The sequence below is a fragment of the Pseudacidovorax sp. NFM-22 genome, from assembly GCF_021401245.1.
Classification (GTDB): domain Bacteria; phylum Pseudomonadota; class Gammaproteobacteria; order Burkholderiales; family Burkholderiaceae_C; genus Xenophilus.
In genome coordinates, this window is record NZ_JACBFY010000001.1 from 335029 (window position 1) to 350063 (window position 15035).

Annotated in this window: 13 protein-coding genes; 12 read left to right on the forward strand and 1 reads right to left on the reverse strand. The window is 69.5% G+C overall.

Translation table 11 applies throughout. The annotated features are described in order from the left end of the window. The first annotated feature begins 15 nt into the window (after positions 1-15). From L0984_RS01525 to L0984_RS01535, 3 genes are all read left to right on the forward strand, one after another. The gene (locus L0984_RS01525) at positions 16-1056 is read left to right on the forward strand and encodes a P1 family peptidase (RefSeq protein ID WP_234192018.1); all 1041 of its coding nucleotides are present in this window, start codon (positions 16-18) and stop codon (positions 1054-1056) included. Continuing rightward, positions 1053-2414, forward strand: coding sequence for a TAXI family TRAP transporter solute-binding subunit (locus L0984_RS01530; RefSeq protein ID WP_234192019.1), 1362 nt, complete (start codon positions 1053-1055; stop codon positions 2412-2414). Before L0984_RS01525 ends, L0984_RS01530 begins: the two co-directional genes overlap by 4 nt. A 321-nt stretch (positions 2415-2735) precedes the next feature. Next, the gene (locus tag L0984_RS01535; protein WP_017757829.1) at positions 2736-3368 is read left to right on the forward strand and encodes a response regulator; all 633 of its coding nucleotides are present in this window, start codon (positions 2736-2738) and stop codon (positions 3366-3368) included. Positions 3369-3389: 21 nt separating this feature from the next. Here L0984_RS01535 and L0984_RS01540 read toward each other — a convergent pair whose 3' ends face one another. After that, positions 3390-4625 (reverse strand): TIGR03862 family flavoprotein, encoded by a 1236-nt coding sequence (locus L0984_RS01540; RefSeq protein ID WP_234192020.1) that lies wholly within the window; start codon positions 4623-4625, stop codon positions 3390-3392. 149 nt (positions 4626-4774) lie between these two features. Between L0984_RS01540 and trxA the strand changes: the two genes are divergently transcribed. From trxA to L0984_RS01585, 9 genes are all read left to right on the forward strand, one after another. Next, the gene (trxA, locus tag L0984_RS01545; RefSeq protein ID WP_017757831.1) at positions 4775-5107 is read left to right on the forward strand and encodes a thioredoxin TrxA; all 333 of its coding nucleotides are present in this window, start codon (positions 4775-4777) and stop codon (positions 5105-5107) included. Positions 5108-5306: 199 nt separating this feature from the next. After that, complete coding sequence (gene rho / locus L0984_RS01550; RefSeq protein ID WP_017757832.1) at positions 5307-6572, forward strand: transcription termination factor Rho; 1266 nt, start codon at positions 5307-5309, stop codon at positions 6570-6572. A 226-nt stretch (positions 6573-6798) separates the two neighbouring features. Then, positions 6799-7587: a class II aldolase/adducin family protein gene (locus L0984_RS01555; RefSeq protein ID WP_234192021.1), complete on the forward strand. Its 789-nt coding sequence runs from the start codon at positions 6799-6801 to the stop codon at positions 7585-7587. Between the two features lie 49 nt (positions 7588-7636). Next, positions 7637-9202 (forward strand): ABC transporter substrate-binding protein, encoded by a 1566-nt coding sequence (locus L0984_RS01560; RefSeq protein WP_234192022.1) that lies wholly within the window; start codon positions 7637-7639, stop codon positions 9200-9202. A gap of 19 nt (positions 9203-9221) precedes the next feature. After that, positions 9222-10193: an ABC transporter permease gene (locus L0984_RS01565; RefSeq protein WP_234192023.1), complete on the forward strand. Its 972-nt coding sequence runs from the start codon at positions 9222-9224 to the stop codon at positions 10191-10193. A gap of 22 nt (positions 10194-10215) precedes the next feature. Further along, on the forward strand, positions 10216-11061 hold the full coding sequence (locus L0984_RS01570; protein WP_076504710.1) for an ABC transporter permease: 846 nt from the start codon (positions 10216-10218) through the stop codon (positions 11059-11061). Beyond that, positions 11058-12713, forward strand: a complete 1656-nt coding sequence (locus L0984_RS01575) for an ABC transporter ATP-binding protein (RefSeq protein WP_234192024.1) — start codon at positions 11058-11060, stop codon at positions 12711-12713. The genes L0984_RS01570 and L0984_RS01575 overlap by 4 nt, the downstream gene beginning before the upstream one ends. Next, positions 12710-13642 (forward strand): 2-hydroxyacid dehydrogenase, encoded by a 933-nt coding sequence (locus tag L0984_RS01580; RefSeq protein ID WP_234192025.1) that lies wholly within the window; start codon positions 12710-12712, stop codon positions 13640-13642. The genes L0984_RS01575 and L0984_RS01580 overlap by 4 nt, the downstream gene beginning before the upstream one ends. 28 nt (positions 13643-13670) lie before the next feature. Continuing rightward, positions 13671-15032 carry an aspartate aminotransferase family protein gene (locus L0984_RS01585; protein ID WP_234192026.1) on the forward strand — a complete coding sequence of 454 codons (1362 nt, stop codon included), beginning with the start codon at positions 13671-13673 and terminating at the stop codon, positions 15030-15032. Positions 15033-15035 lie beyond the last annotated feature (3 nt).

The window sequence follows — 15035 nt, forward strand, 5'->3', positions numbered from 1 at the left end:
CATAATCGGCGCCCTATGTCAGCCCCTGCTCTTCCCGACCTGCCCTATTCGGGCGCCATCACCGACGTCGCCGGCATCGAGGTCGGCCACCACACCGACAGCCGTCGCCCCACCGGCAGCACCGTCATCCTGGCGCGCGAAGGCGCCGTGGCGGGCGTGGACGTGCGCGGCGCCGCCCCCGGCACCCGCGAGACGGACCTGCTTTCTCCCGGCAACTTCGTCCAGCAGGTGCACGCCATCCTGCTGGCCGGCGGCAGTGCCTGGGGGCTGGCGGCGGCCGACGGCGTGGTGCGCTGGCTGGAGGAGCGCGGCGTGGGCCTGGACGTGCGCTTCGGCCGCCTGCCCATCGTGCCCGGCGCGGTGCTCTTCGACCTGCCGGTGGGCGACGCCCGCATCCGTCCTGACGCGGCCAGCGGCTACGCGGCCTGCGAGGCCGCCTCCACCGCCGCGCCCGCCGAAGGCAATGTGGGCGCCGGTGCCGGCGCGCTGGTGGGCAAGCTCTTCGGCGCCCAGCATGCGATGAAGGGCGGCATCGGCACCGCCTCGGTCAAGGTGGGCGGCGTGACGGTCGGCGCCCTGATCGCCTGCAATGCACTGGGCGATGTGCTGGACCCGGACACCGGCGAACTGCTGGCCGGATCGCGCACGGACGATGGCCGCGCCCTGCGCGACACCCGCCGCAGCCTGCTGCGTGGCGAGCTGCCCAAGCCCTTGCTGGCCGGCACCAACACCACCATCGGCGTGATCGCCACCGACGCCGTGCTGACCAAGGTGCAGGCCCAGCGGCTGGCGGCAGTCGCCCACGACGGCCTGGCCCGCGCCATCAACCCGGTGCACACCATGAGCGACGGCGACACCCTGTTCGCCCTGGCGACCGGCCGCGTGGCGCTGGAGGACGAGGCGCCGGGAATGACGGTGCTCTCGACCATGGCGGCCGAGGTGGCGGCCCAGGCCACGGTGCGTGCCGTGCTCGCGGCGCGGGCCATCGCCACGGCGCAGCTGTCGATCCCGGCCGCGCGCGACTGGCCGCAGCGCCAGGACGGACGCGCACGATGAAACGCCTTTCGCGCAGCCTGATGCTGGCCCTGCTGGGCCTGCGCGACCTGCTGCTGTCGGCCGGACCGCTGGCGCTGATCGCGGTGGGCGTGCTGGTCGCGGCCTACATCTACCTGGATCCGCAGCCGCCGCGCACCGTGCGGCTGGCGACCGGGCCGCAGGGCAGCGCCTACGCGACCTTCGGCGAGCGCTATGCGGCCGCCCTCCGGTCCAACGGCATCACCGTGCAGCTGATCGGCACCGATGGCTCGCTGGAGAACCTGCGCCTGCTGCGCGAGGGCCGGGCCGACCTGGGTTTCGTCCGCGGCGGCGTGGCCGATCCGGTCGCCGACCCGGAGGCCGGCATCCTGTCGCTGGGCGCCCTCTTCTATGAACCGCTGTGGGTCTTCTACCGGCCCGCGGCCGTGCACCGGGCCGATGCCGGGCGGCCCCCTGGGCAGGTCCAGGCCGAGCTGCCCTCGCTGGCCGGCCTGCGCCCGCTGCGGCTGGGCACCGACCGGGCTGGCAGCGGCGTGCCGGAACTCGTGGCGCGGATGCTGTCGGCCAACCGCATCGACGCCGCCCGCATGCGCATCAGCGCACAGGCGCCCGACGATGCCGCCGCGGCCCTGATCGCTGGCCGGCTGGACGCCATCGTGCTGGCCTCGGCGCCCGAATCCCCGCGGGTGCAACAGCTGCTGCGCACGCCCGGCATCGCCCTGCTGGACCTGGGCCAGGCCGAGGCCTACACCCGCATCTTTCCCTTCCTCACCGCGGTGACGCTGCCGCGCGGCGTGGTCGACCTGGCCTCGGATGTGCCACCCCGGGACCTGTCGCTCGTGGCCACCACGACCTCGCTGCTCACCCGCGAGGACACGCATCCGGCGCTACGCCAGCTCTTCGCCCAGGCCGCGCAGACCCTCCACGGCCACGCCGGCTGGTTCAACCGGGCGCGGGAGTTTCCCAACACCCGGGCCAGCGAACTGCCGGTCAGCACCGAGGGCGACCGCGCCATCAATGGCACCCCGCCCGTCTGGCAACGCTGGCTGCCCTTCTGGGCCAGCAACCTGCTCGAACGCATGTGGCTGGTGATCGGCGGCCTGATCGTGCTGCTGCTGCCGCTGTCACGGGTGGTGCCGCCGCTCTACACCTTCCGCGTGCGGCGGCGGGTGTTCCGCTGGTACGCACGGCTGCGGGACATCGAGGCACGCATGGAGTCCGACCCCGGCGCGCGCGACGCCCTGCTCGACGAACTGGACGAACTCGACCGCGTGGCCAACAAGGTGACGGTGCCCCTGTCCTATGCCGAGGAGTTGTACGCCTTGCGGCACAACATCGAGCAGGCCCGGCGGCGCCTGCTTGCGCGGCCCAGAGGCTGAGGGCGGCCCGCCTTCGAGCCCCCGCCCACGCACGGCGGACTGCGGGCTGCGCAGACGCTCGGAGGCTCGGAGGCTCGGAGGCTCGGAGGCTCGTCATGATGGGCGATGGCGACGCGTGGCGCCGTGGTGGCCAGCGCTCCCGCCGGCTGCTCGGCGGCACCGGACTCACTCTTGCCACATCCGGCGCCTCTGCTTCTGAATATCATCGGCGGTTAACCAAAATTAACATCTAAACGGCATTTCCCGCCGTTCGACCACCGCCATGACCTGCTGCTGCCGGCGCCGCGCGCGCCTGCTGTCGCCCACCTCCCGGGGGCGCTCATGATCCATGTCATCACCTGCGACCCCTTCGGCGTCGTGCGCCGCGGCATCCGCGAATTCCTGGCGGAAGCGGTGGACGTGCGGCTCAGCGGCGAGGCAGCCAGTGCCGAGGAACTCAAGCGGATGCTGCGCACCACCCAGTGCGACGTGCTGCTGCTGGCCCTGGCCCTGCCCGGCCGCAGCGGGCTGGACGTCCTGGCCGACCTGGTGGAGGCCGGCTCGACGGTCAAGGTGCTGGTGTATTCGGGCGAGCCGGAACAGCAGTACGCCGTGCGATGCCTGCGTGCCGGCGCCTACGGCTTCCTGTCGAAGGCGTCCGACCCGCGGCTGCTGGTCACGGCCGTGCGCATGGTGGGCCAGGGCCAGAAATACCTGAGCCCCGAGGCCACCCAGTTGCTGGCCGACACGGTGGCCCGCCCCGACGCCGAGGCGCCGGCCCACCAGTTGCTGTCGAACCGCGAACTGGAGACGCTGGTGCGCATCGCCTCGGGCAAGACCATGGCGGACATCGCGCGCGAGTTCATGCTCAGCCCGAAGACCGTCAACGTCTACCGCATGCGGGTGCGCGAGAAGCTGCACCTGAACAACGATGCGGCGCTGACGGCCTACGCCATCCGCAACCAGCTGATCTGAGACAGCCGTGGAGCGGCCAGGTCAGGCCTGGCGCCGCAACCAGGCCGAGGCGCCTTCGGCCGCAACCACGCCGCTGGCCATGCAGGCGTTGAGCAGATAGCCGCCGGTGGGCGCTTCCCAGTCCAGCATCTCGCCGGCGCAGAAGACGCCGGGCAGCCCGCGCAGCATCAGCCCTTCGTCGAGGTCGTCGAAGCGCACGCCGCCGGCGGTGCTGATGGCCTCGTCGACCGGGCGGGGCCGCAGCAGGGTCAGCGGCAAGGCCTTGAGCGTCGCGGCCACGCGTGCGGCATCCTGCATGGCCGCCTTGTCCAGCACCTCGTGCAGCAGCGCGGAACGCACGGCATCGAGGTTGAGCCGGCTCTTGAGATGGCTGCCCATGGAGCGGCTGCCGCGCGGATGGGCCACCGCGGCCAGCACGCGTTCGGGCGTCCAGTCGGGCAACAGGTCCAGGGTGGCCGTTGTCTGGCCGATGGCCGCGATCTCGTCGCGCAGCAGGGCCGAGGCCGCATAGACCAGGCTGCCTTCCACGCCCGTGGACGTCACGACGAACTCGCCCTTGCGGCGGAAGTGGCGGCCATCGCGGTCCCGCACGTCGAGCACCACCGACTTGAGCGGCTGGCCCGCGAAGCGCTCGGCGAAGAAGGAGGTCCAGGCCACGTCGAAGCCGCAGTTGGCCGGCCGCAGCGGCGCGGCGGTGACGCCACGCGCGGCCAGCGGACCGACCCACGCCCCGTCCGAGCCCAGCCGCGGCCAGCTGGCGCCGCCGCAGGCCAGGATGAGTGCATCCGCACGCACCGTCGTCCCGCTCTGCGGCGTGTCGAAGCGCAGCGCACCGTCGTCCTGCCAGCCCGTCCAGCGATGGCGCATGTGCAGGCGCACGCCGCTCGCACGCAGCCGATGCAGCCAGGCGCGCAGCAGCGGCGCGGCCTTCATCTCGCGCGGGAAGACGCGGCCCGAGGTGCCGACGAAGGTCTCGATGCCCAGCGCGTGCGTCCAGGCGCGCAGCGCATCGGCATCGAAGCGGCGCAGCAGCGGCTCGACCTGCGCACGACGCTCGCCATAGCGCGAGGCAAAGGCATCGAAGGGTTCGGCGTGGGTGAGGTTGAGGCCGCCGCGGCCGGCGAGCAGGAACTTGCGGCCCACGGAGGGCATGGCGTCGTAGAGGTCGACGGTGCAGCCGGCGGCGACGAGGCGCTCGGCCGCCATCAGGCCGGCCGGGCCGCCGCCGATCACGGCCACATTCGAAAGCTTGGTCATCGGCCGCATTGTCGCGTCGCGTGCCTCGGCTATCGGCGGCATAGCCGCAGCCTGCCACGCCGCACAGGCCTTTCTGTCACAATGAAATCAACCTTTCGCCGCTCCCTGCGAGCATCCCTTTCACCGCGAACGTAGCCAAGGCAGACATCATGGCCAGCGAACTCATCAAGCACATCTCCGACTCCTCCTTCGAAGCCGACGTCCTGCAGTCCGACAAGCCCGTGCTGGTCGACTACTGGGCCGAGTGGTGCGGCCCCTGCAAGATGATCGCGCCCATCCTGGACGAGGTCTCCAACACCTACGACGGCAAGCTGCAGATCGCCAAGATGAACGTGGACGAGAACCGCGAGATCCCCGCCAAGTTCGGCATCCGCGGCATCCCCACGCTGATGCTGTTCAAGAACGGCCAGCTCGCCGCCACCAAGGTCGGCGCCATGAGCAAGGCGCAACTCACCGCCTTCATCGACCAGCAGCTCGCCTGATCGCCTCCTGCTCCAAATGAAAAGGCCGACGCACCCTTGCGCCGGCCTTTGTTTTTTCCTGTCATAATTCCTGGCATTCGCCGGCCCCAACACAAGGGCACGGTTCGAGTCCAAGGCTTCCGGGGCATCTCTCTCGCCCTGACGCAAGCCCCCCTCCTCTCCCACCGTCACCAAGCATCTCCGCCCGCGGGGCCATTCCATGCACCTGAACGAACTCAAGGCACTGCACGTCTCCGAACTCCTGAAGCAGGCCGAAGCGCTCGAGATCGAAAACGTCGGCCGCATGCGCAAGCAGGAGCTGATGTTCGCCATCATCAAGAAGCGGGCGAAGGCCGGCGAGCAGGTGTTTGCGGACGGCGTGCTGGAGATCCTGCCCGACGGCTTCGGCTTTTTGCGCAGCCCCGACACCAGCTTCACGGCCAGCACCGACGACATCTACATCAGCCCCAGCCAGGTGCGGCGCTTCAACCTGCACACCGGCGACATGATCGAGGGCGAGGTGCGCATTCCCAAGGACGGCGAGCGCTACTTCGCGCTGACCAAGCTGGACAAGGTGAACGACGGCGCGCCCGAGGCGAACAAGCACAAGGTGATGTTCGAGAACCTCACGCCGCTGTTCCCCAAGGAGCAGATGAAGCTGGAGCGCGACAACTTCAAAAGCGAAGAGAACATCACCGGCCGCGTGATCGACATCATCGCTCCCATCGGCAAGGGCCAGCGCGCGCTGCTGGTGGCGCCACCCAAGAGCGGCAAGACGGTGATGATGCAGCACATCGCGCACGCCATCGCCGCCAACTACCCCGAGATCCACATGATGGTGCTGCTCGTGGACGAGCGCCCCGAAGAAGTGACCGAGATGCAGCGCTCGGTCAAGGCCGAGGTGATCGCCTCCACCTTCGACGAACCCGCCGCCCGCCACGTGCACGTGGCCGAGATGGTGATCGAGCGCGCCAAGCGCCTGGTCGAGCTCAAGAAGGACGTGGTGATCCTGCTGGACTCCATCACCCGCCTGGCCCGTGCCTACAACAACGTGGTGCCCTCCTCCGGCAAGGTGCTGACCGGCGGCGTGGACGCCAATGCCCTGCAGCGGCCCAAGCGCTTCCTGGGTGCGGCTCGCAACGTGGAAGAAGGCGGCTCGCTCACCATCATCGGCACCGCGCTGGTGGACACCGGCAGCCGCATGGACGAAGTGATCTTCGAAGAGTTCAAGGGCACCGGCAACTGCGAAATCCACCTCGACCGCCGGCTGTACGAAAAGCGCGTGTTCCCGTCCATCCAGCTCAACCGCTCGGGCACCCGCCGCGAAGAGCTGCTGCTGGCACCCGAGGTGCTGCAGAAGACCCGCATCCTGCGCCAGTTCATGTACAACATGGACGAGATCGAGTCCATGGAGATGGTGCTCAAGAGCATGAAGGCCACCAAGACCAACGTCGAGTTCTTCGACATGATGCGCCGCGGCGGCTGATTAGCCGGCCTTCCGCCCCCCTCCGAAACGCCGCGCCTTGCGCGGCGTTTTTCATTGGTGCGCGCGCTTCTTGACGGTGCGCCCGCGCACCACGCCACCTCACCCGCGCCCCCGCGTAGCCAGCCTTTCACGCCCCGTACTGAGGGAAATCAAGGATCTGCGAGCTGGCACGCATCGTGCGTAATGTCATCTGTCGACAGCTGACAGTAATTGACGGAGCGTTGTGATGCTGATGCAGGACCTGACCCCCAAGACCTTTTCCGATGCCGAGCGCCAGGTGCGCGAGGACCTGGCCGCGGCCTACCGACTGGTGGCGCACTACGGCATGGAGGACAGCATCTACACGCACATCTCCGCGCGGGTGCCGGGCACCGAAGGCGAATTCCTCATCAACCCCTTCGGCATGCTGTTCCGCGACATCACGGCCTCGTCGCTGGTCAAGATCGACACCGAGGGCCGCATCCTGGAGCCCTCGCCCTACGACGTGAACCCCGCCGGCTTCACGATCCACAGCGCGGTGCACATGGCCCGGCACGACGCCATGTGCGTGCTGCACACCCACACCGTGGCCGGCGTGGCCGTGTCCTCGCTCGCCTGCGGGCTGCAGCCGTGCAACCAGTGGGCGCTGCAGTTCCACAACCGGGTCGTCTACCACGACTTCGAGGGCATCGCGCTGGACCACGGCGAGCGCGAGCGCCTGATCGCCGACCTCGGCCCCACGGCCCGCGTGCTGATCCTGCGCAACCACGGCCTGGTGACGCTGGGCCGCACGGTGGCCGAGGCCTTCATCCTGATGCACAACCTGGAGCGCGCCTGCCGCGTGCAACTGGCCATCCAGGCCAGCGGCCAGCCGATCCATCCGGTGCCCGAGGAAGTCTGCGAGCTCACGGCCCGCCAGTACGAAAGCGGCGACAGCAACCGCCTGCCCGGCGCCACCGACCCCGATGCGCGCGAATGGCGCGCCCTGCTGCAGCGGCTGGAGCAGCCCACGGCCGCCGCCTCCTTCCGCGACTGACCCCATCCCCCACCAACGCCAACTTGCGCTGACTGAAAGGAAGCCTGACATGCAACGTCGTCGACTCATCCAACTGGGCGCCACCGGCCTGGGCGTCTCCATCGCGGGCGTGCCGCTGCACCTGCTGGCGCAGGAAAAGCGTAGCGGCACCATCAACGTGCTGGTGCAGCCCGAGCCGCCGGGCCTGATGCTGGGCATCGTGCAGAACGGCCCCACGCAGATGATCGCCGGCAACATCTACGAAGGCCTGCTGCGCTACGACGAGAAGCTTGATCCGCAGCCGCTGCTGGCCACCTCGTGGACCGCCAACAAGGAAGGCACGGTCTACACCTTCAAGCTCAAGCCCAACGTGAAGTGGCACGACGGCAAGCCCTTCACCTCGGCCGACGTGGTGTTCTCGGCCGACGTCTTCCTGCGCAAGACGCATGCGCGCTTCCGCGCCAGCCTGCAGCAGATCGACACCATCAAGGCGCTGGACCCGCTCACCGTGGAGTTCACCCTCAAGCAGCCCTTCGGCCCCTTCATGGGCATCTTCGAAACCGGCACCATGCCGATGATCCCGAAGCACATCTACGAGGGCACAGACTTCCTGACCAACCCGGCCAACGCCACGCCCATCGGCACCGGCCCGCTCAAGTTCAAGGAATGGGTCAAGGGCTCCTACATCCAGCTGGTGGCCAACGACCAGTACCACCAGCCGGGCGTGCCCAAGGTGGAGAACGTGTATTTCCACGTCATTCCCGACGCGGCCTCGCGGGCCGCGGCCTTCGAGTCCGGAAAGATCGACATCGCCCCCGGTGGCTCGGTGGAGTACTTCGACGTGGCACGCCTGTCCAAGCTGCCCGGCGTGGAGGTCACGACCAAGGGCTGGGAGTTCTTCGCGCCCCATTCCTGGCTGTGGATCAACAACCGCAAGGCGCCGATGGACAAGGTCAAGTTCCGCCAGGCGGTGATGCATGCCATCGACCGCGACGCCATCGCCAAGGTGGCCTGGCAGGGCTACGCCAAGGCGGCCACAGGGCCCTTCAACAGCCATATCAAGTTCTACAGCGAGGACGTGCCCAAGTACCCGCGCGACATCGCCAAGGCCAAGAAGCTGCTCGACGAGGCCGGCTACAAGGGCGAGACCCTGCGCCTGCTGCCCCTGCCCTACGGCGAGACCTGGCAGCGCCAGGCCGAGATGGTGCGCCAGCACCTGGGCCAGGCCGGCATCAAGATCGAGATGACGCCCACCGACGTGGCCGGCTGGAACCAGCGCCTCAACGAATGGGACTACGACCTGGCCTTCACCTACGTCTATCAGTACGGTGACCCGGCCCTGGGCGTGGCCCGCAACTACACCAGCAGCAACATCGCCAAGGGCTCGCCCTTCAACAACGTCGAGGGCTATTCCAACCCCAAGGTCGACGAGCTGTTCGCCGCCGGCGCGGTCGCGGCCGACCCCGAGAAGCGCAAGGCCCTCTACCTCGAAGTGCAGAAGCTGCTGCTGGAGGAAGCGCCCGTCGCCTGGCTGCACGAGATCAACTTCCCCACGCTCTACCGCAGCAAGGTGAAGAACCCGGTGAGTTCGGGCATCGGCCTGAACGACAGCCTGGGCCGCGCCTCCATCGGCTGAGCACGCAGCGCACGCACCCATGAAACGCCTGCAGTTCATGCTCACCCGTGTGGCGCAGGGCCTCGTGGCCCTGGTGCTGATCGCCACCGTCAACTTCATGCTGGTGCGTGCGGCGCCCGGAGACCCGGTGTCGGTGATGGCCGGCGAGGCCGGCGCCTCCGACCAGCAGTTCGTCGACCAGCTGCGCCGCGAGTTCGGGCTGGACCAGCCGCTCGGCACGCAGCTGGCCACCTACCTGGGCCATGTGGTTCGGCTGGACCTGGGCTTCTCGTACCGGCAGCAGCAGCCGGTGGCCAAGCTCATCGCCGACCGACTGCCGGCCACGCTGCTGCTCACCGGCAGCGCCTTCGCGCTGTCGCTGATCTTCGGCGTTGTGCTGGGCGCGCTGGCGGCGCGCAAGCCGGGCTCCTGGCTCGACAGCGCCATCACGGTGGTGGCGCTGGTGTTCTACGCCACGCCGCTGTACTGGCTGGCCATGATGGCGGTGCTGCTCTTCACCGTGCAGATGAACTGGCTGCCGGGCTTCGGCTACATGACGGTGGGCTCGGGCCTCTCGGGCCTTTCCCTGGCCTGGGACATCGCGCAGCACCTGGTGCTGCCCTCGCTGACGCTGGCCCTGTTCTTCATGGCCGTGTATGCCCGCATGACGCGCGCCTCGATGCTCGAAGTCGCGCAGATGGATTTCGTGAAGACCGCCCGCGCCAAAGGCGTGAAGCCCGGCCGCATCCAGCGCGCGCACATCCTGCGCAACGCGCTCCTGCCGGTGGTGACGCTGGCGGGCATCCAGGCCGGCAGCATGATCGGCGGCGCGGTGCTCACCGAGACTGTCTTCGCCTGGCCTGGCATCGGCCGACTGATGTTCGATGCCCTGCTGCAGCGCGACTACAACCTGCTGCTGGGCTGCTTCCTGGTGACGGCCGCCATGGCCATCCTGTTCAACCTGATCACCGACCTGGTCTATACCCTGGTCGATCCGCGCATCCGGCTGTGACGCCGACAAGGAGCCCACGGCAATGAACAACTCCGGTTTCTGGCGGCGCTTCTGCCGCAACAAGGGCGCGGTCTTCGGCCTCGTGGTGCTGGTGCTGCTGGCGCTGATGGTGGCCTTCGGCCCGTTGCTGGCCACCAACGACCCCTGGGACATGGTGCAGTCGCCCTTCCTGCGGCCCGGGCAGGAAGCCGGCTTCCTGATGGGCACCGACACCATGGGCCGCGACATCTTCTCGGGCGTGGTGCGCGGCGCGCGTATCTCGCTGCTGATCGGCGTTGTATCCACCGTGGTGTCGCTGCTGATCGGCGTGGGCCTGGGCGCCGTGGCCGGCTACTTCGGCGGCTGGATCGACGCGGCGCTGATGCGCTTCACTGAGCTGTTCCAGGCCGTGCCCAGCTTTGCGCTGGCCCTGGTGCTGGTGGCGATCTTCCAGCCCTCGGTGGGCTCGATCGTGACGGCCATCGCGCTCGTCTCGTGGCCACCGGTGGCGCGTCTGGTGCGCGGCGAGTTCCTCACGCTGCGCCAGCGCGACTTCGTGGCGGCGGCGCAGCTGGCAGGCCAGTCCACGCCGCGCATCATCCTCACGCAGATCCTGCCCAACGCCACCTCGCCCATCGTGGTGATGGCCTCGCTGATGATCGCCTCGGCCATCCTGCTGGAGAGCAGCCTGAGCTTCATGGGCCTGGGCGACCCCAACCAGATGAGCTGGGGCTACATGGTGGGCACCGCCCGCACCGTGCTGCGCCAGGCCTGGTGGATGGCGGTGTTCCCGGGCCTGGCCATCGTGCTGACGGTGCTGGCGCTGAACCTGGTGGGCGAAGGCCTGAACGACGGACTCAACACCCGGCTGGGAGGCCGCACCCGATGAACGCCCTGCTCAAGCCGCTGCCCGAACCCGAGGCCGAGGACGCCGTGCTGCGCGTCGAGGGCCTGGACATCTGCCTGCCGCCCGGCGGCGACCGCTCGCTGGCCGTGAAGGGCGCCAGCTTCGACCTGCTGCCCGGCCGCACACTGTGCGTGGTGGGCGAATCGGGCTCCGGCAAGTCGATGATCGCCAACGCCATCATGGGCCTGCTGCCCAGGCCGCATGTGGCGCCGGTGGCCGGCCGCATCCTCTTCGAGGGCACCGACCTGCTCACGCTCACCGAAGCCCAGATGCGCGAGCTGCGCGGCCGGCGCATCGGCATGGTGTTCCAGGAGCCGATGACCGCGCTCAACCCGGTGATGCGCATCGGCGACCAGCTGGCCGAGGTCTTCGATTCGCACCTCACGCTGCCGGCTGCCGAGAAGCGCCGCCGCATCGTGGCCGCGCTGGCCGACGTGGGCCTGCCCGACCCCGAACTGCTGGCCGACAGCTACCCCTTCCGCCTGTCGGGCGGCCAGCGCCAGCGCGTGATGATCGCCTGCGCCCTGCTGCTGGAGCCGCGCCTGCTGATCGCCGACGAGCCCACCACGGCGCTGGACGTGACCACCCAGGCGCAGATCCTCACGCTGATGCGCGAGCTGCAGCAGCGCAAGGGCACGGCCCTGCTCTTCATCACGCACGACTTCGGCGTGGTCTCCGAGATCGCCGACCACGTGGTCGTGATGCAGACCGGCGTGGCCGTCGAAGCCGGCCCGGCGCACGAGGTGCTGATGCACCCCAAGCACGAGTACACCCGCAAGCTGATCGCCGCCATCCCGCAGGGCCGCCTGCGCGAGCCGGCCGCGGCCACGCAGGAGGACTACGTGCTGCAGGTGCAGGACCTGCGCAAGACCTACGTGAGCGGCGGCGGCCTGTTCAGCAAGGGCCGCCGCGTCGAGGCGGCCAAGGGCATCGGCTTCCAGCTGCGCCGCGGCGAGACGCTGGGACTGGTGGGCGAATCGGGCTCCGGCAAGTCGACCGTCGGCCGCTGCATCGTGGGGCTGGAGCCCTTCGACAGCGGGCGCGTCCTGTTCAAGGGCAAGAGCCTGCTTTCCGGCGCGGCCATGCGCCGTCAGACGCAGGGCAAGGTGCAGATGGTCTTCCAGGACCCGTATGCCTCGCTCAATCCGCGCCACCGCATCGGCCCCACGCTGGCGGCCGGGCCCATCGCCCAGGGCGTGCCCAAGGCCGAGGCCATGGCCCGCGCGCTGGAGCTGCTGCGCCTGGTGGGCCTGGGCCCCGAGGCGGCCGATCGCTATCCGCACGAGTTCAGCGGCGGCCAGCGCCAGCGCATCGGCATCGCCCGCGCCCTGGCCATGGAGCCCCAACTGCTGGTGGCCGACGAGCCCGTGTCGGCGCTGGACGTGTCGGTGCAGGCGCAGGTGCTGCAGCTCTTCGCCGAGGTGCGCGAGCGCTTCAAGCTGGCCATGGTCTTCATCACCCACGACCTGCGCGTGGCCGGCGAGATGTGCGACCACATCGCCGTGATGCAGCGCGGCGCCGTCGTCGAATACGGCCCGGCCGCCCAGGTGCTGACCGACCCGCAACATCCCTACACCCGCATGCTGATCGAGGCGGTGCCGCGCCTGACGGCCGAGAAGGAGCCCATCCGTTGACCACCATCGCCCTCTTGAGCGCCAACTTGGACATGGGCTACCTGCTGCCCGCCTTCCGCGCGGAGTTTCCCGATGCCGAGCTGCGCACCATGGACGACCTGGGCCCACTGGACGCCATCGACGCGGCCGTCTGCTGGGCTCCCCCTGCGGGGTTGATGGCGCGCATGCCCAGGCTGGCGTTGATCCAGTCGCTGGGCGCCGGCATCGACCACATCACGGCCGACGCTGCCCTGCCCGACGTTCCGGTGTGCCGCATCGTCGACACCGACATGGCCTCGGGCATGGCGGCCTACGTGACCTGGGCCGTGATCCACGGCCAGCGCCACATGGGCCGCTACCTCGCGAGCGCGGCGGCCGGGCGCTGGGAGGAAGCGTCCGTCCAGCCACCGCGCGCCCACCGCGTCGGCATCGCCGGCCTGGGCACCCTGGGGCTGGCCTGCGCCCGCGCCCTGATGGCGCTGGGCTACAGCGTCCGCGGCTGGAGCCGCAGCCCGCGCGAGGTGCCTGAGGGTCTCGCCTACTTCCACGGCGCAGCGCAGCAGGCCGAGTTCCTGGCCGGCTGCGACACGCTGGTGTGCCTGCTGCCGCTCACCGAAGAAACAGCCGGCATCCTGGGCCGCGATCTCTTCGCACAACTGCCGCGCGGGGCGCACCTGGTCAATGTGGGCCGTGGCGCCCACCTGGTGGAGACCGACCTGATCCCGGCGCTGGACGCCGGCCACCTGGGCGCCGCCACGCTGGACGCCTTCGTGCAGGAGCCGCTGCCGGCCGAGCACCCCTTCTGGCGCGACCCGCGCATCGTGGTCACGCCCCACATCGCCACCCGCACCCAGCCGGCCGTCATCGCCCGGCAAACCCGCCTGAACCTGGAACGCATCCGCGCCGGCCAGGCCGCCGAAGTCGCCGTGGACCTCCAACGCGGCTACTGAGACGAACGAGCCAAGAGAAACCCAGACCATGAACGCCCGCACCCCCAACGCCGCCGCAGACGTCGCGGCCCATCTGCATTCGTACACCAACCTCGCCACCCACGGCCAGGTGGAGCCGCTGCTCATCACGCGCGGCGACGGCATCCATGTGGAGGACGAATCCGGCCGCCGCTATATCGAGGGCATGTCGGGCCTGTGGTGCGCCTCGCTGGGCTTCAGCCATCCGCGGCTGGTGCAGGCCGGCATCGATGCGCTGCAGACGCTGCCGTACTACCACACCTTCAACCACCGCAGCAATCCGGCCGCGGCGCAGCTGGCCGAGCGCCTCCTGGCGCTGGCGCCGGTGCCGATGGCGCGCGTGTTCTTCGCCAACTCGGGCTCCGAGGCCAACGACTCGGCGGTGAAGATGATCTGGTACTACTTCAACGCCATCGGCAAGCCGGCCAAGAAGAAGATCATCGGCCGCGACCGCGCCTACCACGGCGTGACGGTGGCCTCGGCCAGCCTGGGCGGCCTGGCGGCCAACCATGCGGACTTCGACCTGCCCATCGATCGCATCCTGCGCACCGGCAGCCCGCACCACTACCGCGACGCGCTGCCCGGCGAGTCGGCCGAGGACTTCGCCACCCGCCGCGCCGACGAGCTGGAGCAGTTGATCCTGAACGAGGGCCCGGACACCGTGGCCGCCTTCTTCGCCGAGCCGGTGATGGGCGCGGGTGGCGTGATCGTTCCGCCGCCCACCTACTTCGAGAAGATCCAGGCCGTGCTGCGCAAGTATGACGTGCTGCTGGTGGCCGACGAGGTGATCTGCGGCTTCGGTCGCACGGGCGAGATGTTCGGCTCCACCACCTTCGGTATGCGGCCGGACATCCTCACCTGCGCCAAGTCGCTGTCCTCGGCCTACGTGCCGATCTCGGCCGTGATGGTGTCGCAGCAGATCCACGAGGCCATGGCCGCCAACAGCGGCCGCATCGGCACCTTCGGCCATGGCTATACCTACTCGGGCCATCCCGTGGCGGCGGCCGTGGCGCTGGAGACGCTCAAGGTCTACGAGGACGAAGGCATCCTGGCCCGCACCCGCGCACTGGCGCCACGCTTTGCCCAGGGCCTGGCCACCCAGGCCGAGCGCCGCATCGTGGGCAACATGCGCGCCGTGGGCCTGATCGGCGCGCTGGAGCTGATGCTCGACGGCGCCGCCCGCACGCCCTTCGACCCGGCGCTGAAGGCCGGCTACCAGGTGGCGCAGTACGCGCAGGAGGAAGGCCTGATCGTGCGCGCCATGGGCGACACCGTGGCCCTGTGCCCGCCGCTCATCATCACGCCGGCCGAGATGGACGAGATGTTCGCCCGCCTGGGCCGCGCGCTCGACCGCTTCGAGAAGACGCTCTGAGCG